This is a genomic window from Micromonospora aridisoli (genome assembly GCF_056150025.1).
The window spans coordinates 18,840-44,553 of the sequence record NZ_JAXCFK010000002.1 but is presented as its reverse complement, the minus strand read 5'-3'; the positions used below and the strand labels follow the sequence as shown (position 1 = coordinate 44,553).

Sequence of the window (25,714 nt, the reverse complement as noted above, 5' to 3'; positions counted from 1 at the left end):
TTCACTCGCCGTGACCGCCCGGGTCGCCCACCGTTCCAGTTTCCCACGCGTGTTCCGTTCCGTCGCCGACCCGAGGGACATTGCGCGGTGGCCACCTTCCGCCTGGGATCTGGCCGGCCCCATGCCATTCGGAAGCCGGGGACCGGGCCACTATACCGATGGATGGCGGCCCGGGTAGAGCGCCGGACCGGTGGTTGCGCACCGCGCGTCCGGTTCCGCTCCGTAATCAGCGAGTGGCGTTACTCACCGTACGAGTCGGGACAACCGTCGGTCAGCAAGGGGCTTGCCGCCGGTCTGGCACGTCGGGCAGTACTGGAGGCTGGAGTCGGCGAACGAGACCTCCCGGACGGTGTCCCCGCAGACCGGGCAGGGCAGCCCGGTGCGGGCGTGCACCTTCAGCCCGGAACGCTTCTCGCCCTTCAACTCGGCTGCCCGCTGCCCCAGCGACCGGGTCACCGCGTCACCGAGCACCCGACGCGTCGCCGCGTGTAGGGTCGCCATCTGATCGTCGGTCAGCCGGTCGGTCAACGCGAAGGGTGACAGCTTCGCGTCGTGCAGTATCTCGTCCGAGTACGCGTTGCCGACCCCACCGAGCACCGCCTGGTCGGTGAGCACGCCCTTGACCTGCCCCCGGCGGCTGCGCAGCGCCCCGGCGAAGGTGGCGAGGTCGGCCGAGAGGGCGTCCGGCCCGAGCTTGGCGACCCCGGGCACCGCCTGCGGGTCCGTCACCAGGTAGGCGGCGAGCTTCTTCTGCGTACCGGCCTCGGTCAGGTCGAAGCCGGAGCCGTCGTCGAGGCGTACCCGGATCGCGATCGGCCCCTTGCCGGGCCGCAACGGCACGGTCGAGGCGAACGCCTCCCGGTAGTGCAGCCAACCGGCTCGGGCCAGGTGGACCACCAGGTGCAGGCCGCCGTCGAAGACCAGGTCGAGGAACTTGCCGTACCGCCGGGCGTCGGTCACCGCCCGGCCGGCGACGGCGGTCGGGGCCGGGTCGTACGTCTTCAGGGCGCTGATCGCGGCGACCTCCAGGCGGTCGACACGCCGGCCCACCGCGCGCTGCCGCAGGTAACCCGCGAGCGCCTCCACCTCGGGTAGTTCGGGCACACCCCAACGGTAGCCTTCTTTCCCGTGAGAATCGTGGTGGCGCACAACCGGTACCGGGAAGCTCAGCCCTCCGGCGAGAACACCATCGTCGACGCCGAGATCGCCCAGCTCGCCGCCGCCGGCGTGGAGGTGCTGCCGTTCCTGCGCAGCTCCGACGAGATCCCGACGATGCCGAAGACGGCGAAGGCACTGCTGCCGATCTCCCCGATCTACGCACCCCGTGCCCAGCAGGACCTGGCTCGGCTGCTCACCGAGCACCGTCCGGACGTGCTGCACCTGCACAACCCGTACCCGCTGCTGTCGCCCTGGGTGGTGCGGACCGCGCACCGGCACGGGGTGCCCGTGGTGCAGACGGTGCACAACTACCGGCAGGTCTGCTCCTCGGGGCTGTACTTCCGGGACGGCATGATCTGCCAGGACTGTCGGGGCCGGGCGCTGGGTGTGCCGGCGGTGGTGCACCGCTGCTACCGGGGATCGCGGGTGCAGAGCGCGCTGATGGCCACCACCCTGGCCGTGCACCGGGGCACCTGGAAGTCGGTCGACCGGTTCATCGCCCTCACCACCGCCGTCGCGGACCACCTGCGCGACTACGGCATCCCCGACGAGCGGATCGTGGTCAAGCCGAACGGCATTCCCGACCCCGGCACCCCCGCGCCGCTCGGCCAGGGCTTCCTCTTCCTCGGGCGGCTCTCCCCGGAGAAGGGCCTTGACCTGCTCGTGGACGCGTGGCGTCGGCATCCCGACGGCGCGCTGGGGCCGCTGCGGATCGCCGGTGACGGCGAGTTGCGTCCGCTCGTCGAGTCGGCCGCGGCGGAGCGCACCGACGTGACGTACCTCGGTTCGCTGGACCGGGCGGGCGTCCGCGCGGCGCTGGCCGCGACCGCCGTGGTGCTGGCCACCTCCACCTGGCACGACGTGCTGCCTACCGTGATCATCGAGGCGCTGGCCAGCGGTCGGCCGGTGCTCGGCACCGCGCTCGGCGGCATCCCGTACCTGGTCGGCGCGGACACTCCCCGGGAACCCGCCGGCACCGGTCCGGCCGCCGTCGCCTCCGCCCCAGCCAGTCCGGGCGGCCCGCCCGGCGCTGGCGGTCCGGGCGGCCGAGTCGAGGGTGCCGAAGCGGGCGCACTGCCGGCCGGGATCATGGTCGGCGAGGCCGGCTGGGTGGTGCCCCCGGAGCCGGCTGCGCTGGCCGCCGCGCTACCGACGGCCGCAGCAGGCGCCGCCGCCCTGTCCGCCCCGGCTCGGTCCCGCTACGAACGCACCTTCCACCCGGACGTGGTCACCAAGCGCCTGCTCGACGTCTACGCCTCCCTCACCCGTCCCTGATCGACTCCAACTGGGTTGATCATGAGGTTGGCGGCACTTTGAAGATCAGATACTGCCGCTAACCTCATGATCAACGGGGTGGGTCGGGGGTTGGGGGGTCAGCGCAGGCTGGTGTGGGCGGAGAAGGCGATGCTGGCCAGGAGGAAGCCGCCGTTGACGACCGTGAAGGCGACCATCGCCCAGAGGGTGAGTGCCGGGGCGAACGCCAGCACCAGGGCGGCCACGAAGATCACCGCACCGTAGTCGCGGACCAGCTTGACCAGGCGTACGGGCAGGCTGGTGGAGGTGACCATGCTGGCGGCGTTCGGGCCGGACTGCATCACCGAGGTGACCAGGTTGACCATCCAGGTGCCGGCGAACGCCGCTACCAGCCAGGTCGGCGTAGCCGGATGCTGCGCCACGGCGGTGGCGGACAACGCGGCGACCAGGGCGATCTGGGCGGCCACGTCGCAGAGCACGTCGACCCGCGCCCCGGCCGCGCTGCCCTGCCCGGTCACCCGGGCCAGCTGACCGTCGGCGCAGTCCAGGGCGTACGCGATCTGCCAGCCGACGAGGGCGAGCAGCCCGACCAGCGGCGCCGGCACGTCCCCTGCGGCGACCGGGCCGGCGAGCGCGACCACGGTGACCGAGGTGGCCAGCCCGAGCAGCAGGTTGGTGATGGTCAGCGCGGTCGGGCGCAGCCCGAGACGCTGGGCGACCAGCGCGAAGACCGCGCCGATCCACTGGCTGACCGACTCACTGAACAGGCCACCGCCCCGGTTCACCCGGTGGAAGTCGGCGACCGTGGGGTGGGACGGCTCAGCCAAGGTGCTCACGAAGGGCGTCAACGTAGTCTCCCAGCCGGGTACGAAGGTCGTCGGCGGACAGCGCCAGGTGTTCGAGGATCGTGTAACGGTCGGGCCGGGTGTGCGGCGCGAAGGCCACCGCCTCGACGAACTGCTCGTCGGTGAGGCCCAGGTCGGTCGGTCTGGTGGACAGTCCGTGCCGGTGCAGGCAGCGGGCGAGCTGGCCGAACCGTTCCAGGTCACCCCGGAGGAAGGTGCAGAACAGGGCTCCCAGCCCGGCCTGCTCACCGTGCGAGGCGGTGCTCGGGTAGAGGTGGTCGATCGCGTGCGAGATCTCGTGGTCACCACCGCTGGCCGGCCGGCTCGAGCCGCAGATCGACATCGAGATGCCGCCCAGGATCAGCGCCTCGGCCAGTGTGGTCAGGAACCCGTCGTCAGTGATCTTCCCGGGGTGGTTGACCAGGGCCTCCGCCCCGGTGCGGGCCAGCGTCACGGCCAGCCCGTCGATCGGCTCGCCGCGTACCTCGTGGGCCAGCTCCCAGTCGGCGCAGGCGCTGAGGTTGCTCACCGCGTCGCCGATCCCGGCCTGGGTCTGTCGGTCCGGCCCGTTCTCCACGAAGTCGAGATCGACCAGGACCGCGATGGGGATGTGCACCCCGTACGAGCCCTTGCCGCCCTCATGGGTCAGCGACGCCACCGGGGAGGCGATGCCGTCGTTGGCGAGGCTGGTCGCCACCGTGACCATCGGCATGCCGTAGCGGGTGGCGGCGTACTTGGCGGTGTCGATGGTCTTTCCGCCGCCGATGCCGACCACCGCGTCGTAGTTGCGACGGCGCAGCTGGTCACCCAGCTCAATGGCGGAGTCGACGCTGCCTCCGGCGACGGTGAACACGTCGGCCGAACCGAGCGAGGGTCGGCAGAGTTCGACTATCTTCTCGCCCTGGCCCGGGCCGACCACCACCGCCACGTCGCCGCCGCTGGAGATCCGGCGGTCGGCCAGCAGTGCGCCGAGGTCGGCCACCGCGCCCCGGCGGACCTCGATCGACAGCGGCGTCGCGACGGTACGGGCTAGTAGCGGCACGCGATCTCCCGGGCGCGGGCCAGGTCGGCGTGGTTGTCGACCTCGACCCACGCCACGTCACCGATCGGGGCGGGTCGCACCTCGCCGCCACGGTCGGCGAACTCCTGGTAGCCGTCCTCGTAGTACAGGTCGGGGTCGCGCCGCCAGGTCGCCTCCAGCGCGTCGGCGAGGGCGTCGGCCACGTGCGGTTCGATGAGGGTGGCGCCGATGTACTCGCCGTAAGCCTCGCCCGGATCCATCATCTTGGTGATCCGGGTGAGCTGACCAGCGGCGTCGAAGGTGGTCTTCATCTCCTCCTCGGCCAGCGGCTTGATGGTGTCGACCGCCAGCAGCAGGCCGGGGCCACGCTCGGCCAGGAGGGTCTTCTCCACGCTCACCGGGTGCACGGTGTCCCCGTTGACCAGGAGCACCCCACGGGCGAACCAGTCACGCGCCAGCCAGAGGGAGTACGCGTTGTTCCACTCCTCGGCCTTGTCGTTCGGAACCAGGGTGATCGTGACGCCGTACCGGCGCTCCAGGTCGGCCTGGCGTTCCCGGACGGCGTCGGCGGCGTAGCCGACCACCACCACGATCTCGGTCAGCCCCACCTCGGCCAGGTTCCGCAGCGCGATGTCGAGGATGGTGATCTCGCCGTCCACCGGTACCAGCGCCTTGGGCAGGGTGTCGGTGTACGGGCGCAAGCGGCGGCCTGCGCCAGCTGCCAGCACCATTCCGACCATGCCGGCATCAGTTCCCGTTCTCGCAGCGTTCACCGAAGGAGGATAGCGCCGCCGGTGCGGCCGCTGCCGCCGGTCAGCCGGCCGGCAGTTGGCGGCGATCGGTGGGACGGTCGGTCGGCCCGAGCGTCAGCCGGGCAGGGCGGCCAGGTCGGCGAGCATCGTCAACCGCTCCTCGGCGGTCAGCTCGGCGTAGGGGCCGGCCGCCCGACGGTCGGTCTCCAACTCGATGGCCTGCCGCTGCGGGCCGTCGGGCAGTTCGACGATGCTGGCCGAGCTGTGTCCGGCGGCCTCCCACGCGTCGGCGTGCGCGTCGGCGCGGTGGTACCGCAGCGCGCCGAGCCGGTTGAGCAGCAGCACGCCGGGCGGGGTGCCGTCCGGCTCGTACGGGGGCGCCACCGCACGGAACGCCTCGCCGTCGGGCGCGACGGGCAGCAGCCGGCCGGCGAACTGAACCAGCCGCAACACCCGCTCGTGGTGTCCGGCCCACAGTTCCTCGGTCACCTCGGCGTGCACCTGGTACAGCTCGGCGAGGAAGGCCGCACCCCGCTCGGTGGCGGTCAACCCGCCGTCCGGCCGGCGGTGGAGCATGCCGTACGCGACGTGCCGGTCCAGGGCCCGCCGGCAGGCGGCCGGATCCCGGTAGCGGGTCACCGCGGCGAAACCCGCGCCGTCGACCGTGCCGCCCGGTGCGGCCAGCCGGGTGCGCAGTTCCACCAGGAAGCCGGTGGCGTGCGGGCCGCCGTACCGCTGGCTGAGTTCGGCTCCACCGCCGTGCTGGCCGGCCTGCACGGCCGCGATGAAGACCCGGTCCACGGCGGGCGCCACCAACGCCGCGTACCGGTGCGGAGGGAGTTCGACCGTGTCGCTCACGAACCGGTGGACCGCAGGATGGTGAAGGCCCGCTCGGCGATCTGCCGGATCAGCCCGTCGTTGACGTCGCGGTGCTCGTCGAGCAGGTCGAGGTCGTCGGGACCGAGCCAGCGGTACTCGGTGTGCTTTCCCGCCTCCAGCACGGGGGCGGCCAGATCGCCGTCGACCCGGACCAGCCAGTCGCTCTCGACGCGGGCCAGGCCGTCGTCGCCGACGTAGCGGTACTCACCGACCTCGGCGACCACCTCGGACACCCGCCAACCGGTCTCCTCGGCGACCTCCCGGTCCAGTGCCTCCCGCACGGTTTCGCCCGGTTCGAGATGCCCGCCGACGATGTCCCAGCAGTTGGGGAAGAGGCGTCGGTGCGGCGATCGACGTTGGAAGAAGAGGCGTCCGTCGGGGGCGACGATCAGCGCTCCCGCGCAGCGCAGCGGCTCGGTGGACACGTCAAGAACAGTAACCGTCGCCGTCCGGCCGGCACGATGTCCGGTCTTGTCCTGGAAACCTGCGGGGCTCACCATTGCGGTACCGGTTGCAGCCGTCCCAAAGGGGTGATGTGTCATGCAGGTTCGGGAAGCGATGTCCAGTGAGATCCTCGTGGTCGGTCCGGAGCACACGCTCCGCCAGGCGGCGCGGATGATGTCGGAGCGCCGCATCGGGTCGGCCGTGGTGATCGATCCGGATTCCGAGGGGATCGGCATCATGACCGAGCGCGACGTGCTCAATGCGATCGGAGCCGGTCTGGACTGTGACGTCGAGCGGACCGGGTCCCACCTGACCTGGGACGTCGTCTACGCCGGGCCGGAATGGACGATCGAGGAGGCGGCGGCGGCGATGGCCCGGGGCGGCTTCCGGCACCTCGTCGTCCTCGACGGTCGTGAGGTGGCCGGCGTCATCTCGGTACGCGACATCATGCGGGTGTGGGCGGCCAGCCGGATGGTCGGCACCGGCTGAGCGGGTCACCGGTCCCGGTCGTGGTTCGACCAGCCGTTCGGCGGGTACTGCTTCCCTGTGCGGGCGCGGGCCGACCGTGCTCGGCGGGGAGGCTTCGATGCGCGGCGCGGACCGGTTGATCCAACAGCAGTACGACATGCTCCTGAGACGGGACGTGGCCCGCCTGCCGGAGTTGTACGCGACGGACGCCCGGTACGCCATGCCCGGCGTGACGGTGCGTCCGACCGAGTTGCCGGCCCTGCTGCGTACCTGGACGGGTGCCTTTCCCGACCTTCGGGTCGATCCACTCGGCGCGGTGCGAACGGCCGGTGGCGCGGCGGTCGAGCACCTGCTCACCGGCACCCACACCGGCGTGCTGCACACCCCGTTCGGCACCGTCGCGCCCACCGGCCGGGACGTCTCCTGGGAGGTGGTGGACGTGGTCCGGGTGCGCCGCGGCCGGATCGCCGCCTGGCGGTCCTACTTCGACTGGGGGCAGTTGATGGCGCTGCTCGGTCTGCGGGTGGCGGGGATGTCCCGGCGGCCGCTGGAGGATCCGGTCAGCCTCCCGGCCTGATCTGCCGCACAGCCGGCGCCGACGCGTCCACCGGTGGGCCCATCCGTATCACCCGACCCGGTGGCTCAGGATGCGGACATCGCCGTGCCGTCCGCGTACGTCCCACCACCGCCCGTACGCTGAACAGCCATGACCGCCGAGCAGCTGATCTCCTTCGCCCGTGGCGCCCCCTCGTTGGACATCGTCGATGTCGAGGGGCTCAAGGCCGCCGCCGTCCGTGCCTTCGACGCCGACCCCGCCGGGGTGACCGCGTACGGCACCTCCGTCGGTTACGTCCCGCTCCGCAAGTGGATCGCCGAGAAGCACGGCGTCGAGGCGGAGCAGGTGCTGGTCACCAACGGCTCGTTGCAGGCCGACGCCTTCCTCTTCGATCACCTGGTCCGCCCCGGTGACGCGGTGGTGGTGGAGCGTCCCACCTACGACCGCACCCTGCTCAACCTGCGGAACCTGGGCAGTGAGCTGCACGCCGTCACCATCCAGCCCGACGGGCTGGACACCGCCGAGCTGCGCAAGCTGCTGGAGTCCGGGGTGCGTCCCCGGCTGGCGCACGTCATCCCGAACTACCAGAACCCGGCCGGTGTGACGCTCTCCCTGGAGAAGCGCCACGAGCTGCTGGACCTCGCTGCCGAGTTCGGCTTCACCATCTTCGAGGACGACCCCTACGCCGACATCCGGTTCCGGGGCGAGGCCCTGCCGTCGATGTTGTCGATTGACACCCGCGACGTGGTGGTGCACGCCTCCAGCTTCACCAAGACCGTCTGCCCGGGCGTGCGGGTCGGTTACCTGGTGGGCCCGGCGGATCTGATCGGCGACATCGCGAAGAAGGCGACCAGCCTCTACATCTCCCCCGGCATGGTTTCCCAGGCCATCGTGCACCAGTTCTGCGTCTCGGGGGACATCGGGCGTTCGATCGAGACGGTCCGGTCGGCCCTCGGCGAGCGCGCCACGGTGCTGGCCGAGTCGTTGCGCCGGCACATCCCCGAGGCCCGTTTCGTGGAGCCGGACGGCGGCTACTTCCTCTGGGTGGAGCTGCCGGAGGACGTCGACGTGGACCGGCTGGCCCCGGCGGCGGCGGAGCGGGGCGTCGCGGTGGTCAAGGGCAGTGACTTCGTCATCGACGGTGGTCGGCACGCGCTGCGGCTGGCGTACTCGGCGGTGACGGCGGACCGGATCGACGAGGGCGTTCGGCGGCTGGCCGAGGCGATGAAGGCGGTGCGCGGCTGAATTTCTGTCGGATTTCCGACAGAACGGCGATACCGGCCGCCCCGGGTCTCCCGCTGGGGCGGCTCGCAGCCCACAATGCTGCGAGCGTCACTCACCACGCGTACGGGCGATCGGGGCGGCCGCCGTCGTCACGGTCCCGGTACCGGCGCGGCCCGGCCGCGCCCGCGCTGGTGTGACGCGGCCAGCACAACCCCCCGCCCCCACGGCGCCGGGCGGGCCGGATCGCCCCCTCACCCCCCGATGCGGTCCGGTCCGTCCGGCGCCACCCCTGCCGCCGCGCGGCCATGATCGCCGCGGCGGCGTAACCTGCAAGCCGCAGCCGGTCGGGGGAGGGGGCGTGATGACGGAGCGGACGCCGCGCGTGGGGACCACCTCCCCGGGCGAGCCGGCCACCGGGGGCGGACAGACCGCGAGCGCCAACGGAGGCCGCGCCCTGCGGCCCCGGAACTGGTCGCCCGTGCGGGCCATGACGCGCCGGCTCAGTCCGGACGGATCACCGCCAGGCCAGTCGCCGGCCGACCGACGCCGCAGCGCCGTGGTCGACTGCGCGCTCTACCTCGACGGTCGACGGCAGGCCGGCGACTGGGACTACGCCGACGCGCTGGCCGCGGCTCGCTCCGCCGAGTCGGGTTTCGTCTGGCTCGGCCTGCACGAGCCGGAACTCGCCGAGATGACCGAGATCGCCACCACCTACGGCCTGCACGAGCTGGCCGTGGAGGACGCGGTGAAGGCCCAGCAGCGTCCCAAGCTGGAACGTTTCGGCGAGGTCAGCTTCCTGGTGCTGCGCACCGCCCGGTACTGCGAGCACGCCGAGCTGACCGAGAACTCCGAGGTGGTGGAGACCGGGCAGGTGATGCTCTTCATCGGCCCGCAGTTCGTGATCAGTGTCCGGCACGGAGACGCCTGCCGGCTCGCACCCGTACGCGAGGAGTTGGAAGCCCGCCAGGAGTTGCTGCTCAACGGCCCCTGGGCGGTCGCGTACGCGATCACCGACCGAATCGTCGACCTTTACCTGGAGGTCGCCGACCAGCTCGAGGACGACATGGACGTGCTGGAGACGGAGGTGTTCGACCGCCAGACCAGCGGCCGGATCCAGCGGATCTACCAGATGAAGCGGGAACTGGTCGAGTTCAAGCGGGCGGTGATGCCGTTGCAGCGGCCGCTGCTGTCGCTGACCACGCAGATGAACCGGGACGTGCCCAAGGAGGTACGCCGCTACTTCCGGGACGTGCAGGACCACCTCAGCCGCACCGTCGAACTGGTCAACTCCTACGACGACCTGCTGAACTCGATCCTCCAGGCACGACTGGCCCAGGTGACCGTCGACCAGAACAACGACATGCGCAAGATCGCCGCGTGGGCCGCCATCGCCGCCGTGTGGACCGCGATCGCCGGCATCTACGGCATGAACTTCGAGTTCATGCCCGAACTCAAGATGACCTACGGCTACCCGGTGGTGCTGGCCCTGATGCTCGGCATCTCACTGGCCCTCTACCGCTGGTTCCGCAGCAACGACTGGCTCTGACCACCCACCCCGCCCGTCCCCCGGCCCCCTCCCGGCCCCTCTCTCCTGCCGCGCCGATCATGAAGTTGTTGCCGCGCCACGCCCGTGACAGCGACAACAACTTCATGATCAACCTGAGTGGAGGTGGGCGGGGAGGGTGGGCCGGCGGGGGTCAGGAGCGGGTGTTCGACCTGTTGTTGGTGGCCTTGCTGAGGTCGTCGGCGGGGCGGCCGCTGCTGGTCCGGGCACCCTCGGCGACCGAGGGGACCTTGTTGGTCGGCGTGACCGTGGACGGCTTGGTGGCCGTGGGGGTGGTGGAGGCGCTGTCGCCGCCGGCCACCGCCGAACTGCCCGCTCCGGTCGAGGCCTTGGCGGCACCAGCCGGACCCGCCGTACGGACCTCGATGGTCTCCACCTCCTCGTGCATCGGCTCGAGCGCGGCACCCGTGTCGTACTCGGCCCACTCCTGCTGCTCGCGGTGCCGCCGCAGGGCCATGGCGCCGGCCAGCCCGGCCACCGTGCCGGCGGCCAGCAGCCCGATCATGGTGCCGCTGCGGCGGGACTTCTTCTTCGCCTTCATCTTCTTCGCCTTCCTACTGACCGAGGCCTGCTTGGCGACCGCGGCCTTCTTCCCCTTGGCGGCCCGATCGGCCGCCTCGGACTGCGCGTGACGTACGGCCAGGGCGAGCGGCGCGAGGGCGGCGGCGGTCGTCGCGAATCCGCTCGATGCCCGGTCACGGACGACGACGGCGGTCGGCGCCACCGCACCACGGGCCGCCTGGAATCGCGGGCCGACCGTGTCGCCGGCTCCTCGCGCGGCGTGTGTGGCGGCCTGCCGTAGGTGACCGATGCCGCGGTTCAGTTCGGCCCGGGCCAACTGCGCCTGGGTCTTGCGCCGGAGAATTCCAAACACGGTCCCACCTCCTGGGAGTTGCTCTGTCTCATCCTCCACCTTTGGATGCCTCCGCATGTCCAGATCGGGCACATGGGAGGATCCGCATGGAACTGACCAACGAGTAAGGAGTACCCGTGGCCGAGGCTGTCTACGCCACCGTGCACACCAATGCCGGCCCGATCCGGCTCGAGCTCTTCGCCAACCACGCGCCGAAGACCGTCCGCAACTTCGTCGAGCTGGCCGAGGGCACGCGCGAGTACACCGACCCGCGGACCGGGCAGCCGGGCAGTGGTCCGTACTACGACGGCACCATCTCGCACCGGGTGATCAGCGGGTTCATGATCCAGATGGGTGACCCGACCGGGACCGGTCGTGGCGGGCCGGGCTACACCTTCGCCGACGAGTTCCACCCCGAGCTTCGGTTCGACCGGCCGTACCTGCTGGCGATGGCGAACGCCGGGCCCGGCACCAACGGCTCGCAGTTCTTCATCACCGTCTCGCCGACGCCGCACCTGAACAACCGGCACACCATCTTCGGGCAGGTGGCCGACGAGCAGTCCGCGAAGGTCGTCGAGACGATCGCCAACACCCCGACCGGCCCGAGCGACCGGCCACTCCAGGACGTCGTGATCGAGCGTATCGAGATCGAGCGCTCGGCCTGATCCGCGTCGTGGTCCGGCCCGCCGGCCGGGGCTGGGCGCGGCGGGCCGGACCGGGCGCGCGGGCGGGGCAGGCCGGGGCCCGCCTCGGCCCGCTCGGGGTACCTTTGCTCGCATGACTGAGCGCTCGGGCATCTGGGGTCAGCGATGAGCGAGTCCCCGCCGACCACGCCGGCCTGCTACCGCCACCCCGGACGGGAGACGTACGTCCGCTGCACCCGGTGTGACCGGTCGATCTGCCCGGACTGTATGAACGAGGCGTCGGTCGGGTTCCAGTGCCCGGAGTGCGTGGCCGAGGGTCGCCGTAGCGTACGGCCGGCGCGTACCGCCTTCGGCGGTGGTGTCGCCGGCCGGCACGGCTACGTCACGAAGACCCTGATCGCCCTCAACCTGCTGGTGATGCTGGTGTCGATCGCCTCCGACCGGGGCGGGGACGCGGCGGCCGGAGGCACCGGCTTCGGCGGGCTGTTGGGCGGCAGCACCCCGCTGACCGAGTGGGGCGCGGTGCTGGGCCGGGCGATGTTCCTCGACGGCACCATCGGCGGGGTCGCCGAGGGCCAGTGGTACCGCCTCGTCACCGCGATGTTCCTGCACTACGGCGTGGTGCACCTGCTGTTGAACATGTGGGCGCTCTGGGTGCTCGGCCGCTCGCTGGAGGCGGTGCTCGGGCCGCTGCGCTTCGCCGCGCTCTACTTCGTCGCCGGTTTCGGCGGCAACGTCGCGGTCTACGTGTTCAGTGCGCCCAACCAGATGTCGGCCGGAGCGTCGACCGCCACCTTCGGCCTCTTCGCGGCGATCTTCGTGATCATGCGGAAGCTGGGCCGGGACACCTCGGCGATTCTCCCGATCCTGGTGATCAACCTGATCTTCACCTTCACCGTGCCGCAGATCTCGATCGCCGGTCACCTGGGCGGCCTGGTGTTCGGCGCGCTGATGGCCCTGGTGCTGGCCTATGCACCGCGGTCACACCGGACGCTGGTGCAGTTCGGTGGTGGGGCGATCATCATGGTGGCGCTGTTCGGGATGGCCCTGGTCCGTACCGCCGTGCTACTGGGCTGACCGCTGGTCAACCCGCGCCGCCGGGGGCGGCTGCCCGGGCGGCGAGCAACGCGTCGGCGACCTCGGCCGGGTCGGCGCCGAGATCGAGCCGGCTGAACAGGTGCAGCGACTCGCCCGCGTCGATCTCCAAGGTCGGCCCGGCGAGCCCGCGGCCGGAGCGCCGTTCCACCTGGATGATCTCCACCGTCGGCCAGGGCAGGTGGCGCCGACCGAGCAGGCCGGTCCGCACGGTGATGCCGGTGGCGTCCACCGCCAGCCGTACCGGTGCGACGAGGTCACGTAGCCCCCAACCGGTGAGGACCGCCGCGGCCAACCCGCCGAACACCGGCCGAAGCGGGTCACCCTCGGCGAGCAGGATCCCCAGCGCGAGCACCGCTGCCCCCGCGGCGAGCTTGAGGAGCGGTAGGGCCGCAGGCACCCGCCACTGCCGGTCGATCGCGTCGTACGCCACGGCACCCAGCATGCCAGCGCCGCGCGACACCGGCAGGCCGGCCGGGAGCGGGCGACGATGCGGGCCGCCGGCCGGCGAGGACGCGGACGGGATGAACGGTCCGGATGGGCGTAGGATCGGGAGCAGCCCAAGTTACCGGGGAGTAGACATGAGTGACGCGGTTATCGTCGGTGCGGTTCGTACTCCGGTCGGGCGGCGCAAGGGCAGCCTCGCCACGGTCCACCCGGTGGATCTTTCGGCGCACGTGCTACGCGCCCTGGCCGAGCGCACCGGCATCGACCCGGCCCAGGTCGAGGACGTGGTCTGGGGCTGCGTCTCCCAGGTCGGCGAGCAGTCGTGGAACGTCGCCCGGAACGCCGTGCTGGCCGCGGGCTGGCCCGAGTCGGTGCCCGGCACCACCCTGGACCGGCAGTGCGGCTCCAGCCAGCAGGCCCTGCACTTCGCGGCGGCCACCGTGCTCTCCGGGCAGGCGGATCTGGTCGTCGCCGGTGGCGTGGAGTCGATGACCCGGGTGCCGATGGGCTCCAGTGTGGCCGGTGGAGTGCCGTTCAGCGAGCAGATCCTGGCCCGCTACCGGGGGGTGGAGGGTGTCGCCGAGGACTCCCCGCTCCCCTTCAACCAGGGCGTGGGCGCGGAGCTGATCGCCCGGCGGTGGCGCCTGTCCCGTGCCCAGCTCGACGAGTACGCCCTGGCCAGCCACGAGAAGGCCGCCGCCGCGCAGGACGCGGGCGCGTTCGAGGCGGAGATCGCCCCGGTGGCGCTCCCCGACGGCGGCAAGTTCGTGGTGGACGAGGGCATCCGACGCGACACCTCGCTGGAGAAGCTGGGCGAGCTGCCCACCCCGTTCCGCCCCGACGGGGTGGTGACCGCCGGCTCGGCCTCGCAGATCTCCGACGGTGCCGCCGCGCTCGCGGTCACCACCAGCGAATGGGCCAGCCGGCACGGGCTGCGCCCGCTGGCCCGCATCCACACCGCGGTGGTCGCGGCCGACGATCCCGTCGCCATGCTGACCGCGCCGATCCCGGCGACCGCGAAGGCGCTGCGCCGCGCGGGGCTGGGCATCGAGGAGATCGGGGTGTACGAGGTGAACGAGGCGTTCGCCCCCGTACCGCTGGCCTGGCTGGCCGAGACCGAGGCGGACCCGGAGCGGCTCAATCCGCGCGGCGGTGCGATCGCTCTCGGGCACCCGCTCGGTGGTTCCGGTGCCCGGATCATGACCACGATGCTCGCCCACATGCGCGACAACGGGATCCGCTACGGGCTGCAGACCATGTGCGAGGGCGGCGGCATGGCCAACGCGACAATCGTCGAGCTGGTCTGAGCGCGCGGCGCGGCTGGTCGGAGCACTCGGAAAACCGCGTCGCGGGCCAGGGCCGGCCGGGGCTAACGTGCCCGGATGACCACCGCTGCCGAACCGCATGCCGAGTGGGCCGACCCGCAGTGGCGGGCCGCCGCCCTGGACTGGGTGACCAGGGCGCTCGCCGACACCGGTCGTCGGATGACCGGTGCCGTCGAGTCCCGGGTCCGGCCCTGGTCGCTGGTCTGGCGGGTGCCCACCGACCAGGGCGAGGTGTGGTTCAAGGCCAACGGCGCGGGCACGAGATACGAGACCGCCCTGCTGGCAGCGCTGTCCCGGCTCGCGCCCGGCCGGGTGCTCGAACCGATCGCCGCGGACCCGGACCAGGGCTGGGCGTTGCTGCCGGATGGCGGTCCGACGCTTCGCGCGGCGGCCGGCGGTGACCTCACCCGCTGGGAACGTGTGCTGCCCGAGTACGCCGCACTCCAGCGGGCGACCACCGCGCACGTCGACGAACTGCTCGCCCTCGGCGTGCCCGACCATCGGCCGGACGTTCTGCCGGTGCTCCTCGCGGAGTTGCTCGACGACCGTGCGGCGCTGCTGTCCGGTACGCCGGACGGATTGACCGTCGAGGACCACGCGCGGCTGCGGGCCCTGCTGCCGGGGTACGCGGACCGCTGCCGCCGACTGGCCGACAGCGGCGTTCCGCCTGCGATCCAGCACGACGACCTGCACGACGGAAACGTCTTCGTTGACGCCGACCGGCACCTCTTCTTCGACTGGGGCGACGCCTCGATCGCTCACCCCTTCGGGAGCCTGCTGGTCACGCTGCGGTCCGTCGCGTACGCCGCCGGTCTCGATCGGGCCGACCCGGCACTGCGACGACTGCGGGACGCCTACCTGGAGCCGTGGACGGACGGTTGGGACCTGAACACCCTGCGGGAACTGGCCGAGGTGGCCGCCGGGGTGACCACGGTCAGCCGGGCACTGTCCTGGCGTCGCGCCCTGGCCACCGCCGACCCCACGCGTGCCGAGTACGCCGCCGCCGTGCCGGGCTGGCTGGCCGAACTGATCACGACCGGGACGGACTGACGGCTCGCCCACGGCCGCCTGATGTGGAATTTGCAAAAAGCATGTCCATCGGCCACGTCACCGCACCGGCGGGTTCGTTGGGCAGGTCATGGACGTCTTCTCCCGAACGTTCCTTCCGGCCGCGGCCGAGGCCGGCCTGGCGTTGCAGACCGCCAGCCGGCACATGCCGGTGTTCCGCCGCTGCGTGGGCTCCGGCGACGCCACCATCCTGGTCACCCGGTGCAGCCGACCCGACCGCCCGGTCGACGGGGAGTACCTGCTGCTGCTCACCCACCGGCGGCTCGTGATCACCCGGCAGACCCGGGTACTGCACCGGCTCCGGCTGCACCTCAACACGGAGCTGCGCGAGCTGAGCCACGTCACCTGGAGCCCCGATCCTCGACTGCACAGCGTCGAGTTGGCGGCCACCGCGATCGACGGCATCCGCGAGCGCTTCCTGATCCGTACCCAGCATCCGAAGCAGGTGTGGCAGCTGGACGCGTTGCTCAACCACGCCTTCCGCACCCGCGTACGCAGCGCACAGCCGCGGGTCGTGGCCACTGTCGCCGAGACGCCGACGGCCCGACCGGTCACCTTCCGACCCGTCGTGGCCCGCTGACCGGGTCTTCTTACCAGATCCGAACACAGCCTGACGCTGCCGGGCCGCGTCGATCGGCAATCATGGCCCAGTGACCGCCGAGAACCCGCAGCGCGGGCTGGTCCTCGTGGTGGAGGACGAACCGAGCATCGCCGACCTGGTCCGGCTCTACCTCAGCCGCGACGGTTTCGGCGTACATGTCGAACGGGACGGCAACGTTGGCCTCGCGGCGGCCCGCCGGTTGCGCCCGGTGGCCTGCGTGCTCGACATCGCCTTGCCTGGTCTGGCCGGCACCGAGATCTGCCGCCGGTTACGCGAGGCCGGCGACTGGACCCCCGTCATCTTCCTGACCGCTCGCGACGACGAGGTGGACCGCGTCGTCGGCCTGGAACTGGGAGCCGACGACTACGTCACCAAACCGTTCAGCCCTCGTGAACTCGTGGCCCGGCTGCGGGCGGTGCTGCGTCGCGCCGCCGGCCCGCCGGGCGGTGCCGGGCAGCCCGTCGTACTCGGCCGGGTCACCGTCGACCCCGACCGCAGGTCGGTCACTGCCGACGGCGTCCCGGTGCAGCTCACCTCCACCGAGTTCGACCTGCTGGCCCACCTGATGAGCCGGCCGGGTCGGGTCTTCTCGCGAGAGGAACTGCTGGCCGCGGTCTGGGGATACGCGGCACACGGCGGTACCCGTACCGTCGACGTGCATGTGGCGCAGGTCCGGGCGAAGCTCGGCGATGCGAGCGTGATCCGGACCCATCGCGGGGTCGGGTACGCCGCCGATGGCTGACCGTCCCGGCCGTACGCTCACCGCTCGCGCGGTGCTGGTGACCTGCGCGGTGGCATTGGTGTCGGTGCTGGTGACCGCAGTGGTCGCAGTGCCGTTGGCGGTCCGTGCCGCCGAGCGGCGGGACCGGCAGGCGCTCGCCGCGCAGGCGCAGCTCGCCGCCGAGCTGCTGCGGGCGCGGCCCGGTCGGGTCCGCGAGCTGGCCGGCGAGCGGTTGATTCGCCAACTCGGCAACCAGGGCGCCACCATCTACCTGATCTCTGGCGGCGATGTCGACCGTGCCGGGCTGCCTCCACAGGTGGTGAACCGGGTGTCCAACGGGCGGAACTTCTCCGGCCGGCGGCTTGTCGACGGCAAACGGGCGCTCGTCGAGGGCCGGGCCCTGCCCGGCGGCGACGGCGTGGTGCTGACCAGACCGCTCGGCGCCGGAGTGTGGCGTCAGGTGCTGCGTGGCCTCTGGCTTCCGCTGCTCGCCGGGCTGGGCGCGGGTGCGGTCGCGGGCTCGTTGCTTGCCCGCCGGCTGGCGCGGCCGATCCGCCGGGCGGCCCTCGTCGCGGCCCGGTTGCGTGCCGGCGACCGCACCGTCCGGGTGCCGGTCGAGTCGCCGGCCGAGGTGGCCGACCTGGCGTACGCCCTGAACGGGCTGGCCGCCGCACTGGCCACCAGCGAGGGACGACAGCGGGAGTTCCTGCTCTCCGTCTCGCACGAACTGCGTACCCCGTTGACCGCGATCCGCGGCTACGCCGAAGCGCTGGCCGACGGGGTGGTCGAACCGTCGGCGGCGGCCGCGACCGGTCGGACCATGCTCGCGGAGGCGGAGCACCTGGATCGGCTGGTCGCCGACCTGCTCGCCCTGGCCCGGCTGGAGGCGGTCGATTTTCCGCTCGAACCGGTGCCGGTGGATCTGGTCGGCCTCGCCGCTGACGCCGGCCGGACCTGGGTGGACCGGTGTTCCTCGGTCGGGGTGACGTTGCGGATGGAACTGCCGGGGCAGCCGGTGCCGGCGTACACCGACCCGGGGCGGATCCGACAGGTGCTCGACGGCCTGCTGGAGAACGCGCTGCGGATGGTGCCGCCGGGGGCGCCGGTGGTGCTGGCGGTCCGGCCGTCCGGTGCCGACCCCGCCAAGGGCGGAGTGGTCGAGGTCCGCGACGGTGGGCCCGGACTGACCGACGACGACCTGACGGTGGCCTTCGAGCGCGGCGCGCTGCACCAACGCTACCGAGGGCTGCGCAAGGTCGGCAGCGGGCTCGGGCTCGCGCTCGCCGCCGGCCTGGTCCGCCGGCTCGGCGGGGAGATAACCGCCGGACACGCCCCGGAGGGCGGGGCCGCGTTCACCATCCGCCTGCCGGGGATCCTTACCTGACTCGTACCTCGACCTGACGGTCGGCTCATCCGGCTGGCCCAGGCTGGGTGGACGGATCATCGTCGGCCATGTCGCACCGACGAGATCCGGCGGACCAGCACCGACGAGAGGATGAGGCATGGCACGCAGGGGATCCTTCACCGCCACCGGCGCGCTGCTGGTGACTGTTGCGTTGGTCGCCGCCGGCTGCGGAGTGGGCCGGGCCGAGGGGGACACGACGGCGGAGAGCGCCGTCGAGGTGGTCGCCGCGATGGGTGCCGAGGGCCAGGCACTGGCCGCGCTGGGTCTGGACCCGGAGGAACTGGACCCCGAGGCGAGCGCGGCCGCGCCGGTGGAGCCGACCCCGAGCGCGGGCAGGAAGCGCCAGGAGCGGGTCGAGGAGTGGCGCAAGCGTCGGGCGGCCCGAGTGCTGCTGCGCCAGAACACGCTGCACGGCGAGGTCGTGGTGCAGACCAGGGACGGCGGTACGAAGACCGTCGCGGTGCAGCGCGGTGAGGTGACCGCCCTCGCCGACGACAAGATCACGGTCAAATCGACCGACGGCTTCACCCGTACCTGGACCTTCGCCGACGACCTGCGGGTGGTCGAACGGCGAAAGTCGATCACGTCCACGGACATCAAGGTCGGCACCAAGCTGGGCGTGGCCGGCAGCACCAACGGCGAGCAGGCACAGGCCCGCCTGATCGTCGTTCCGTTCGACCAGAAGTGACCGTGGGCCCGCCGAGCCCGGCGAGTTGATCAGGATCGATCATCCGGTGCCGGGCGCGGCGGGCCTCCCTCTCGGTGTCAGTAGACGCGGGAGCCGATGAAGTCGTCCCGTCCGTAGCCGACGGGCTGGGCGAACGACCGCGACTCGAACGTCCACTGCTGCCGCGAACTGCTGGAGCAATTGGCCAGCCGCAGTCGGGGCGTACCGAGCAGCGGGTTGTCGAAGGCCAGGCAGAGGTTGGTGTTACCGGCGGCGCGGAGCTGGTTGCCGGAGAAGGTGAACCTCTGGTTGGTGCCGCCGTGGCAGTCGTAGATGTTGACCGCCGTGCCCGAGCTGAGCGAACCGCCGGCGACGTCCAGGCAGCGGTCGTGGGAGAGTTCGGAGTGCAGCGACTGCCGGGCCGGGTCGTACCAGAAGCCCTGGTTACGTCCCCCGTGGCAGCGGTACGACTGTTGGGCGGTGCCGTTGCGTGAGTCGTAGCCCTTGCCGTCCACACAGGTCCCGGTGGCGGCGTTGCGGAGCTGCTTGAACTCCATCAGCCCCGGGTAGAGCACCCCGCTTCCGGTGCTGGCCGGGTCGACGCAGGTGCCCCGCTGCTGGCCGGAGGCGTAGAACTGGGTGATGCACTGGGCGAACATGCCGTGACCCCGGTAGTTCGGGTGGAACGACTGGCGGGCCGCGTTCTCGTCCCAGACCCCTATCTCGATGTAGAGCCCGCGGACCGAGGTGCTGTCGGTGCACACCTCGTGGCCGTGGAAGAGACGGCTGGCGTCGAGGTAGCGGGTGCCCGTGTTGGCCGCCGCCGCCCGCAGCGCCGACTCGAACAGCGGCACCGCCTTGTTCCGCGCGAACGCGGCGTCGGCGAGGTAGAGCAGGCAGCCGCCGGAGTACCAGCCGGGGAAGTTCGGGTTGTCCTCCACGTCCGGGCTGGCCGGGCTGGAGTACGACATGAACACCAGCTCGTAGTCGGAGTTGAGGTAGCCGGCGTTCGTCATGGTCCGGCGGATGTCGGTCAGGGCCTCCTCGACGGCCCGGCGGCTGCCGTCGGTGCGTACCGTCCACTGGTCGGTGTAGGTGGGCCAGCAGGGGCCCTGGAAGAAGACGCGCCGGACGGCGCAGTCCGTGGCCACCGGCCCGAACTGGATCGTGCCGTCGCCGTTGGCCCCGGCCACCACCCAGATCAGCTTGATGTGCGTGTTGCGCGCCTTGATCGCGAGGTGGTCGCCCTGGTTCAGCTCGTTGTGCTGGGTCGGGCCGCCCGCGATCAGGTTCCAGGGCGTGGCGCCCGAGCAGGCGATGTTGTAGCGCTCGTCGGCGGCGATGCCGGTACGGAACACCGCCTGGTCGTACGAGCGGTCGCACCAGTTGCCCGGCTGGTGGGTACCGGGCACGTAGTTGCCCACCCCCTCGCCGGAGATCTGGCTGTCGCCCATGGTGATCAGCGCGGTGCGACGCTGTTCGATCGGGCGGATGCCGGGGGTGCCGTAGAGGGCGGTGGCCTCGGCGGCGCGGATGGTTTCGAGGTGAGCGGGGAGCGGTTGGACGGCGGGACGGTCGGCCGCGGCGGCGGGTGGGGCCGTGGCCAGCATCGGCAGGACGAGAGCGGTGGCGAGGACGGCGACCTCGGTGAGGCGCCGTCGAGGCGTCCGGTCACGCCTGGCGTGGGTACCAGACATCGACGCACTCCTTTCGGCTCGATCGCGGGACGTCGATCGAGTTACCGGACGGTAACGCGTGCGATGCGGGTATGTGAATACGTCTCGGAATACTTGCGTGCTACGCCTAACAGGGAAAATGGCCCCTTTTCCGCCTGGACCGCCCGGCGTCCTTCGCCGAACCGCCCGGCGTCGAGCCGCGACCGGTCAGCCTCGTTCGGGCAGGGCGTATCCCACGTAGCCGCGGAACTCCAGCCGCCAGCCGTCGGGCAGCAGGTCGGCGCAGAGCGTCCGGCTGCCGACGCAGAGGATCGCGTCGACCGAGGCGGGATCCGCCGGTGGCCGGTCGTCCAGTACCGACTGGAGGGCCAGCAGGTCGGGAGACGTACCGTCCGCGCCGCGGAGCAGCAGCCACCACGGGTACTCCCAGTCGTCGTTGCGCTGCGAGAGTCCGATCCGGCGCGCGTCGGCGGCCTGGACCGCCTCGGCCGCCCAGCGGTACTCCTCCGCCCAGTGCGGACGCCGGAGGAAGCGGCTCTCCCAGTCGGTGGTGGTGAAGACCGAGCCCGAACCGACGAGCCGGCGCGGGAAGCCGTACGACACCGACAGCACCCCGGCCAGCGCGCAGGTGGCCAACACCGTCACGGCGAGCCCGGCGGCCACGGGACGCCGCCCACCCGCCCTCGCCGGGCCGGGCCGGTCGTCGCCGGAGCGCACGACCCGGGCCGAGCGACGGAGCACGGCGTCGAGCCAGAGACCGGCCAGCGGCACCGAAGCCGCCAGGGCGTAGAGGATCAGCCGGTTGCCCCACGGCTGCCACTTGATCATCGCGGTGTGCAGCACCACGGCGACGACCACCACCAGGGCGTACGCGCGCAGCGTGCCGGCCGCGTCCGGGCTGATCCGGGCGGGTCGGCGCAACGCCGCCACGGCACCGATCAGCACCAGCGTGCCGGCCAGCGGGAAGGCCACCCGGTCCTCGTCGGGGTACCACGACACCGCCGGGAAGACCTCCCGCCCGAAGGTGATCTCCCGGTCCTGCGGGTCGACCCCGAGCAGTCCGGCCACCCCGACGATCGCGTCGGCGGTGACCTCGCGCAGCGGTGTCAACGGGGTGTCCAGCGCGGTGTGCCCGATCCGGAGCGCGTTCACCAGCACCGACGGCGGATCGTGCCGCTCCATCGGGACCGACTCGCGCAGCCGTTCCGGCCCGAGCGGGTGGCCGAACTCGGCGTACACCCGGGTCAGGAAGGGGCCGACCACCGTGGCGGCGACCAGCAGGATCAGCACGGAGGCCCCGATGGTGCGGGTGATCGCGGCGACCGGGGCTCCGTGACGCGCGGGCGACCGGGCGACGTACGCCAGACGTAGCTGGCCCAGCCCCCAGAGCACGAGTAGCGGACCGACCGCGAGCAGCCCGCTGGTCTTGGTCACGGCCGTCAGCCCGGTGGCCGCACCGAGGGCGAGCAGGTCACCCAGGTGGGCGCGGCGGCGCAGCCCGTCCAGCGCGACCGTGCCGGCGCAGACCACCCAGGCGGCGCAGACCAGGTCGGTCTGGGTGCTGGTCGCCTGTAGGGTCACCATCGGCGTGGTGGCCAGCACGAACACGGTGAGCAACTGGGCCCGCCGGCCACCGCCGAGCTGGGCGGTAACCCGGGCCACCGCGAGCAGGCAGACCACCCCGGCGGCCCACTGGACCAGGTGGTGCAGCGCGTCGCCACCGGTGAGCAGCCGCAGGTGCAGCAGCAGATACTCGGCCCCCGGCGGGATGGTGACCTGCCGGTGGATCGCGGTCGCCCAGAACGTCAGATCGCCCTGGGCGACCCAGCGCTCCACCTTGGGCAGGTGGTACGTCTGGGAGTCGAAGTTGTTGGGTGCGGCCAGCAGGGCGATCAGCAGCTCGACCAGGAGCAGCCCCGCGACCGTTCCGGCGAGCAGCCGCTCGCCCCGGCTGGCCGTACGCCAGAATCCGGTTGCGGCGGTGCGCCAGCCGGCGGCCGACGGTTCGTCCCGGTCGGACGGCGTCGTCGGCACCTCCGGTCCCACCGTGGCCGTGCGGGCGGTCCTACCGACCGCCGCCTCGGCCGAGGTGCCCGACGCTGCGGTCAGAACGCCCGCCGGTTCGGGCGAGGCGGACCGGACCGGGTCCGGTGCCGACGCCGTCGCGGCGGTGCGGAGCCCGGGTGCGTCGGCCGTGCGGGCGATGGTGTCGACCCGCCGACGCCAGCCGGCGGCGAGCGCCGCCGCGGTGAGGAAGAGCAGCCAGGCAGCGCCGAACGTGGGCGCGGTGAGCAGCCGCAGCGCGCCCAGCACCTCGACCGTCGACACCGCGAAGACGCCGACGGCGAGGGTCGCCCGGATCACCGCGAGTCGCCGTGGTGCCGGGGCGTCCGCGCTGCGTGGCCGTAAAGCCACGCTGAGTAGAGCGAGCGCGGCGACGGGAACCAGGACGAACGGGAAGCCGGCGACCGACATGGCCGGAAGTAAACACCATCAGCCTGGGTGCCCGACTATGGATCGCCGTCGGTGGTCGTGGCCACCTGACTGACCTGCCGGGCTACGCTATGGCCGACACATTGCCCGCCCTCGTGGAGATTCCCGTGAAGCTGTCGATCCTCATGCCGGTCTACAACGAGGAAGAACGCATCGCGGATGCCCTGAAGCAGGCACTGGCGGTCGAGTATCCGTGCGAGATCGAACTCGTGGTGGTCGACGACGGCAGCCGCGACGGCACCGGGGAAATCCTCGGCCGTGCCGACGACGCCCGGCTGCGGGTCATCACGCATCAGCGCAACGCGGGTAAGGGCGCGGCCATCCGCACGGCGGTGGCCAACGCCGACGGTGAGTACATGGTCATCCTCGACGCCGACCTGGAGTACGACCCGCAGGACATCCCCAAGCTGCTCGCTCCGGTGCTGGACGGCCGGGCGACGGTGGTTTACGGCAACCGCACCTTCGGCAGCCACAGCGCCTACAGCTTCTGGTACGTGATGGGCAACAAGGGCGTCACCATGGCGGCGAACGTGCTGTTCAACTCCTACATCGGCGACCTGGAGACCTGCTTCAAGCTGATGCCGGTCGCGCTCTACCGCTCGTTGGACGTGCGCTCCCGCGGCTTCGGCATGGAGGCCGAGGTGACCGGCAAGCTGCTGCGGCGGCGGATCCGGCCGTACGAGGTGCCGATCAGCTACCGGGCCCGGGGCCGCGAGGAAGGCAAGAAGATCACCTGGCGGGACGGCGTCGAGGCGCTCTGGATCCTCGGCCGCGAACGGACCCGCCGCAACCGCGACGCCGCGCCCCGCTGACCGCCCGGCGTCCGCTCTCCGTGAGCGTCCGCGCCGGTTGCGGCATGTCGGGGTGTACGCCGGCGCTGAGACCGCGACATGCCGTGAACCGGGACAGCGGTCAGACCAGCGCCGGTGACAGGAAGCCGGTGACCGAGCGGCGCAGACCGCTCGCGTCCAACCCGTGCCAACGGGTGTGGTCCTCGGCCGAGCCGTAGCGCCGCAACTCCTTCCGCGTCACCCCGAGCGCCAGCAGCCGGTGCGGCCGGTCGGTGAGCGCCGCCGCGACCACCCGGGCCGAGGTGCCGGCCAGATAGGGCTCGACCAGGATCACCTCACTGTCGACCAGCGCCCGCAGGCCGGCGGTGTCGAACGGGCGGGGCCGGTGGGTGTACGCCACGGTGACCGGCAGGTCCGAGGTCGCGTCGAGGGCGGCGTCCAACGTGGGTCCGACCGCGACAAGCAGCGCCGCGCCCGGCCCCGCGTCCCGTACCACCACGAGCGCGCCGTCGCCGCCGTGCGGTCCGGCGTTGCTGAGCGTCGACAGCCGCAGGTACGCGGACTCCTCGGCGGCCACCGCCGCACGCAGCAGTGCCCGTACCTCGTCGGGATGACCGGGTACGTGCACCGTCCACCCGGACAAGGTGTCGACAAGTGCGACGTCCGCCGGGCCGAGATGGGTACGCCCCGCCGCCGCCCGGTCGTAGGAGGCACCCATGCTGACCAGTACCGCGCTCGCATCCTGGTGGTCGAGGTCGAGCTTGATCTGCTCGTACGCCCGCTCCACGAGGAACGGTGCGTAGCTGTGCACGATCGGCCGCAGCCCGGTCAGCGCCAGCCCTCCGGCGACGCCAAGCATCAACTGTTCCCGGATGCCGACGTTGAGCACCCGGTCGGGATGCCGACGAGCCGCCGGGGCGAAGGCGGCGGCGGAGATGTCGGCGAGCACCAGCGCGGTACGCGGATCCTCGGCGAGCAACTCGGTGGTGGCCTCGATGAACCTGTCCCGCATCGTCACTCCCCGTTCTCGACGACCGCGACCACGAGGTGCGGCCGGTGTCCGTGGTGCCCGGTCAGTGCCGCGTACAGGGCGGCGTGGTCCCGCCCGTCGACCGTCGCGGCGGTCCACCCGTTGACGGTGAACCGGGTGGCCAGGCCGCCCGGCCACCCGTGGGTGGCGGAGGAGTTGTCCACCACGATCGCGGTCAGGTTGGCCAGGCCGACGGCTCCGGCGTACGCGATCGCCTCGTGATTCGAGCCCTCGTCCAGTTCGGCGTCGCCGAGCAGCACGTACACCCGGGGGTCGAGCAGACCCTGGGCGCGCAGCCCGAGCGCGGTGCCGACGCCCAGCCCCAGGCCGTGGCCGAGTGACCCCGAGCCGATTTCCACGCCCGGGATCAACGTGCGGTCCGGATGGTCGCCGAGCCGGCTCTCCGGCCCGCCCTGATCGTCCAGCCAGTCGGGTGGAATGAAGCCTTTCGCGGCGAGCAGCGCGTAGTAGCCGGCCACCGCGTGTCCCTTGGAGAGCAGGAACCGGTCGCGGTCGGGATCGTCCACGGTCCCGGGTGTGATCCGCAGGACCCGGTCGTAGAGCACCTGGAGCACGTCGAGGGTCGACCGGACGTTCGGACCGAACTGCCGGCCAGCGCGAACGCGTTCCAGCAACTGGGCGACCGGGTCGCGCCCGTCCAGTGGCGCGGCGGCCTCGGCGACCCGGATCGTGGTGGCGAGTGTCGTCATGCGGATAGCCTGCAAGTTGAAGC

General features: G+C 71.9%; 25 protein-coding genes and 1 pseudogene. 14 read left to right on the top strand and 12 right to left on the bottom strand.

The features are described from left to right. Positions 1–243: 243 nt before the first annotated feature. A complete protein-coding gene (locus tag SM447_RS03665; protein ID WP_474571301.1) occupies positions 244–1,104 on the bottom strand; it encodes an Fpg/Nei family DNA glycosylase in 861 nt (286 codons plus the stop codon). 24 nt (positions 1,105–1,128) lie between these two features. Here SM447_RS03665 and SM447_RS03660 point away from each other — a divergent pair, with 24 nt between their 5' ends. Continuing rightward, entirely contained in the window at positions 1,129–2,433 is a 1,305-nt protein-coding gene (locus tag SM447_RS03660) for a glycosyltransferase (protein ID WP_474571300.1), read from the top strand. 98 nt (positions 2,434–2,531) lie between these two features. Here SM447_RS03660 and SM447_RS03655 read toward each other — a convergent pair whose 3' ends face one another. The 5 genes from SM447_RS03655 to SM447_RS03635 form a co-directional block, all read right to left on the bottom strand. After that, a complete protein-coding gene (locus tag SM447_RS03655; protein WP_474571299.1) occupies positions 2,532–3,248 on the bottom strand; it encodes a CDP-alcohol phosphatidyltransferase family protein in 717 nt (238 codons plus the stop codon). After that, entirely contained in the window at positions 3,232–4,299 is a 1,068-nt protein-coding gene (locus tag SM447_RS03650) for an iron-containing alcohol dehydrogenase family protein (protein WP_474571298.1), read from the bottom strand. The genes SM447_RS03655 and SM447_RS03650 overlap by 17 nt, the downstream gene beginning before the upstream one ends. Continuing rightward, complete coding sequence (locus SM447_RS03645; RefSeq protein WP_474571873.1) at positions 4,287–5,018, bottom strand: phosphocholine cytidylyltransferase family protein; 732 nt, start codon at positions 5,016–5,018, stop codon at positions 4,287–4,289. Before SM447_RS03645 ends, SM447_RS03650 begins: the two co-directional genes overlap by 13 nt. 126 nt (positions 5,019–5,144) lie before the next feature. Beyond that, a complete protein-coding gene (locus SM447_RS03640; RefSeq protein ID WP_474571297.1) occupies positions 5,145–5,888 on the bottom strand; it encodes a hypothetical protein in 744 nt (247 codons plus the stop codon). Continuing rightward, positions 5,885–6,334, bottom strand: a complete 450-nt coding sequence (locus SM447_RS03635; protein ID WP_474571296.1) for an NUDIX domain-containing protein — start codon at positions 6,332–6,334, stop codon at positions 5,885–5,887. The genes SM447_RS03640 and SM447_RS03635 overlap by 4 nt, the downstream gene beginning before the upstream one ends. Before the next feature lie 115 nt (positions 6,335–6,449). Between SM447_RS03635 and SM447_RS03630 the strand changes: the two genes are divergently transcribed. The 4 genes from SM447_RS03630 (at position 6,450) to corA (ending at position 10,147) form a co-directional block, all read left to right on the top strand. Further along, entirely contained in the window at positions 6,450–6,842 is a 393-nt protein-coding gene (locus SM447_RS03630) for a CBS domain-containing protein (RefSeq protein WP_474571295.1), read from the top strand. Positions 6,843–6,939: 97 nt separating this feature from the next. Then, positions 6,940–7,398 carry an ester cyclase gene (locus tag SM447_RS03625; protein WP_474571294.1) on the top strand — a complete coding sequence of 153 codons (459 nt, stop codon included), beginning with the start codon at positions 6,940–6,942 and terminating at the stop codon, positions 7,396–7,398. 129 nt (positions 7,399–7,527) lie between these two features. Further along, positions 7,528–8,622: an aminotransferase-like domain-containing protein gene (locus SM447_RS03620; protein ID WP_474571293.1), complete on the top strand. Its 1,095-nt coding sequence runs from the start codon at positions 7,528–7,530 to the stop codon at positions 8,620–8,622. A 466-nt stretch (positions 8,623–9,088) separates the two neighbouring features. Then, positions 9,089–10,147 (top strand): magnesium/cobalt transporter CorA, encoded by a 1,059-nt coding sequence (gene corA, locus SM447_RS03615; RefSeq protein ID WP_474571872.1) that lies wholly within the window; start codon positions 9,089–9,091, stop codon positions 10,145–10,147. Between the two features lie 151 nt (positions 10,148–10,298). Here corA and SM447_RS03610 read toward each other — a convergent pair whose 3' ends face one another. Continuing rightward, positions 10,299–11,096: a hypothetical protein gene (locus SM447_RS03610; protein WP_474571292.1), complete on the bottom strand. Its 798-nt coding sequence runs from the start codon at positions 11,094–11,096 to the stop codon at positions 10,299–10,301. Positions 11,097–11,155: 59 nt separating this feature from the next. Between SM447_RS03610 and SM447_RS03605 the strand changes: the two genes are divergently transcribed. Beyond that, positions 11,156–11,683, top strand: a complete 528-nt coding sequence (locus tag SM447_RS03605) for a peptidylprolyl isomerase (RefSeq protein WP_474571291.1) — start codon at positions 11,156–11,158, stop codon at positions 11,681–11,683. Positions 11,684–11,827: 144 nt separating this feature from the next. Then, positions 11,828–12,739 (top strand): rhomboid family intramembrane serine protease, encoded by a 912-nt coding sequence (locus SM447_RS03600; protein ID WP_474571290.1) that lies wholly within the window; start codon positions 11,828–11,830, stop codon positions 12,737–12,739. A 7-nt stretch (positions 12,740–12,746) separates the two neighbouring features. Here the strand turns inward: SM447_RS03600 and SM447_RS03595 are convergent, their stop codons facing one another. Beyond that, a complete protein-coding gene (locus tag SM447_RS03595) occupies positions 12,747–13,202 on the bottom strand; it encodes a PH domain-containing protein (protein WP_474571289.1) in 456 nt (151 codons plus the stop codon). 136 nt (positions 13,203–13,338) lie between these two features. Here SM447_RS03595 and SM447_RS03590 point away from each other — a divergent pair, with 136 nt between their 5' ends. The 6 genes and pseudogenes from SM447_RS03590 (at position 13,339) to SM447_RS03565 (ending at position 19,012) form a co-directional block, all read left to right on the top strand. Then, positions 13,339–14,511, top strand: a complete 1,173-nt coding sequence (locus tag SM447_RS03590) for a thiolase family protein (protein WP_474571288.1) — start codon at positions 13,339–13,341, stop codon at positions 14,509–14,511. A 75-nt stretch (positions 14,512–14,586) separates the two neighbouring features. Continuing rightward, positions 14,587–15,579 (top strand): phosphotransferase, encoded by a 993-nt coding sequence (locus tag SM447_RS03585; RefSeq protein ID WP_474571287.1) that lies wholly within the window; start codon positions 14,587–14,589, stop codon positions 15,577–15,579. Between the two features lie 88 nt (positions 15,580–15,667). After that, a complete protein-coding gene (locus SM447_RS03580; RefSeq protein WP_474571286.1) occupies positions 15,668–16,177 on the top strand; it encodes a hypothetical protein in 510 nt (169 codons plus the stop codon). Between the two features lie 70 nt (positions 16,178–16,247). Further along, positions 16,248–16,940: a response regulator gene (locus tag SM447_RS03575; protein WP_474571285.1), complete on the top strand. Its 693-nt coding sequence runs from the start codon at positions 16,248–16,250 to the stop codon at positions 16,938–16,940. Further along, a pseudogene (locus SM447_RS03570) lies at positions 16,933–18,320 on the top strand (sensor histidine kinase). Before SM447_RS03575 ends, SM447_RS03570 begins: the two are co-directional and overlap by 8 nt. A gap of 101 nt (positions 18,321–18,421) precedes the next feature. Next, positions 18,422–19,012, top strand: a complete 591-nt coding sequence (locus SM447_RS03565) for a hypothetical protein (RefSeq protein ID WP_474571284.1) — start codon at positions 18,422–18,424, stop codon at positions 19,010–19,012. A gap of 77 nt (positions 19,013–19,089) precedes the next feature. Here the strand turns inward: SM447_RS03565 and SM447_RS03560 are convergent, their stop codons facing one another. Then, on the bottom strand, positions 19,090–20,688 hold the full coding sequence (locus SM447_RS03560) for a ricin-type beta-trefoil lectin domain protein (protein ID WP_474571283.1): 1,599 nt from the start codon (positions 20,686–20,688) through the stop codon (positions 19,090–19,092). A 186-nt stretch (positions 20,689–20,874) separates the two neighbouring features. Then, positions 20,875–23,142, bottom strand: a complete 2,268-nt coding sequence (locus tag SM447_RS03555) for a hypothetical protein (RefSeq protein WP_474571282.1) — start codon at positions 23,140–23,142, stop codon at positions 20,875–20,877. A gap of 125 nt (positions 23,143–23,267) precedes the next feature. Between SM447_RS03555 and SM447_RS03550 the strand changes: the two genes are divergently transcribed. Further along, a complete protein-coding gene (locus tag SM447_RS03550; protein WP_204009047.1) occupies positions 23,268–23,972 on the top strand; it encodes a glycosyltransferase family 2 protein in 705 nt (234 codons plus the stop codon). 100 nt (positions 23,973–24,072) lie between these two features. Here SM447_RS03550 and SM447_RS03545 read toward each other — a convergent pair whose 3' ends face one another. Continuing rightward, a complete protein-coding gene (locus SM447_RS03545; RefSeq protein ID WP_474571281.1) occupies positions 24,073–24,963 on the bottom strand; it encodes a transketolase family protein in 891 nt (296 codons plus the stop codon). A 2-nt stretch (positions 24,964–24,965) separates the two neighbouring features. Continuing rightward, positions 24,966–25,691 (bottom strand): transketolase, encoded by a 726-nt coding sequence (locus tag SM447_RS03540; protein ID WP_474571280.1) that lies wholly within the window; start codon positions 25,689–25,691, stop codon positions 24,966–24,968. Between the last annotated feature and the right edge of the window lie 23 nt (positions 25,692–25,714).

What these genes read in the sequence shown, in the direction of transcription:
- SM447_RS03645 (WP_474571873.1), bottom strand. Translation starts at nt 5,018, where the DNA reads ATGGTCGGAATGGTGCTGGCAGCTGGCGCAGGCCGCCGCTTGCGCCCG.
- SM447_RS03610 (WP_474571292.1), bottom strand. Translation starts at nt 11,096, where the DNA reads ATGCGGAGGCATCCAAAGGTGGAGGATGAGACAGAGCAACTCCCAGGA.
- SM447_RS03555 (WP_474571282.1), bottom strand. Translation starts at nt 23,142, where the DNA reads ATGTCGGTCGCCGGCTTCCCGTTCGTCCTGGTTCCCGTCGCCGCGCTC.
- corA (WP_474571872.1), top strand. Translation starts at nt 9,089, where the DNA reads ATGACGCGCCGGCTCAGTCCGGACGGATCACCGCCAGGCCAGTCGCCG.
- SM447_RS03595 (WP_474571289.1), bottom strand. Translation starts at nt 13,202, where the DNA reads ATGCTGGGTGCCGTGGCGTACGACGCGATCGACCGGCAGTGGCGGGTG.
- SM447_RS03590 (WP_474571288.1), top strand. Translation starts at nt 13,339, where the DNA reads ATGAGTGACGCGGTTATCGTCGGTGCGGTTCGTACTCCGGTCGGGCGG.
- SM447_RS03625 (WP_474571294.1), top strand. Translation starts at nt 6,940, where the DNA reads ATGCGCGGCGCGGACCGGTTGATCCAACAGCAGTACGACATGCTCCTG.
- SM447_RS03585 (WP_474571287.1), top strand. Translation starts at nt 14,587, where the DNA reads ATGACCACCGCTGCCGAACCGCATGCCGAGTGGGCCGACCCGCAGTGG.
- SM447_RS03580 (WP_474571286.1), top strand. Translation starts at nt 15,668, where the DNA reads ATGGACGTCTTCTCCCGAACGTTCCTTCCGGCCGCGGCCGAGGCCGGC.
- SM447_RS03565 (WP_474571284.1), top strand. Translation starts at nt 18,422, where the DNA reads ATGGCACGCAGGGGATCCTTCACCGCCACCGGCGCGCTGCTGGTGACT.
- SM447_RS03630 (WP_474571295.1), top strand. Translation starts at nt 6,450, where the DNA reads ATGCAGGTTCGGGAAGCGATGTCCAGTGAGATCCTCGTGGTCGGTCCG.
- SM447_RS03545 (WP_474571281.1), bottom strand. Translation starts at nt 24,963, where the DNA reads ATGCGGGACAGGTTCATCGAGGCCACCACCGAGTTGCTCGCCGAGGAT.
- SM447_RS03600 (WP_474571290.1), top strand. Translation starts at nt 11,828, where the DNA reads ATGAGCGAGTCCCCGCCGACCACGCCGGCCTGCTACCGCCACCCCGGA.
- SM447_RS03540 (WP_474571280.1), bottom strand. Translation starts at nt 25,691, where the DNA reads ATGACGACACTCGCCACCACGATCCGGGTCGCCGAGGCCGCCGCGCCA.
- SM447_RS03560 (WP_474571283.1), bottom strand. Translation starts at nt 20,688, where the DNA reads ATGTCTGGTACCCACGCCAGGCGTGACCGGACGCCTCGACGGCGCCTC.
- SM447_RS03620 (WP_474571293.1), top strand. Translation starts at nt 7,528, where the DNA reads ATGACCGCCGAGCAGCTGATCTCCTTCGCCCGTGGCGCCCCCTCGTTG.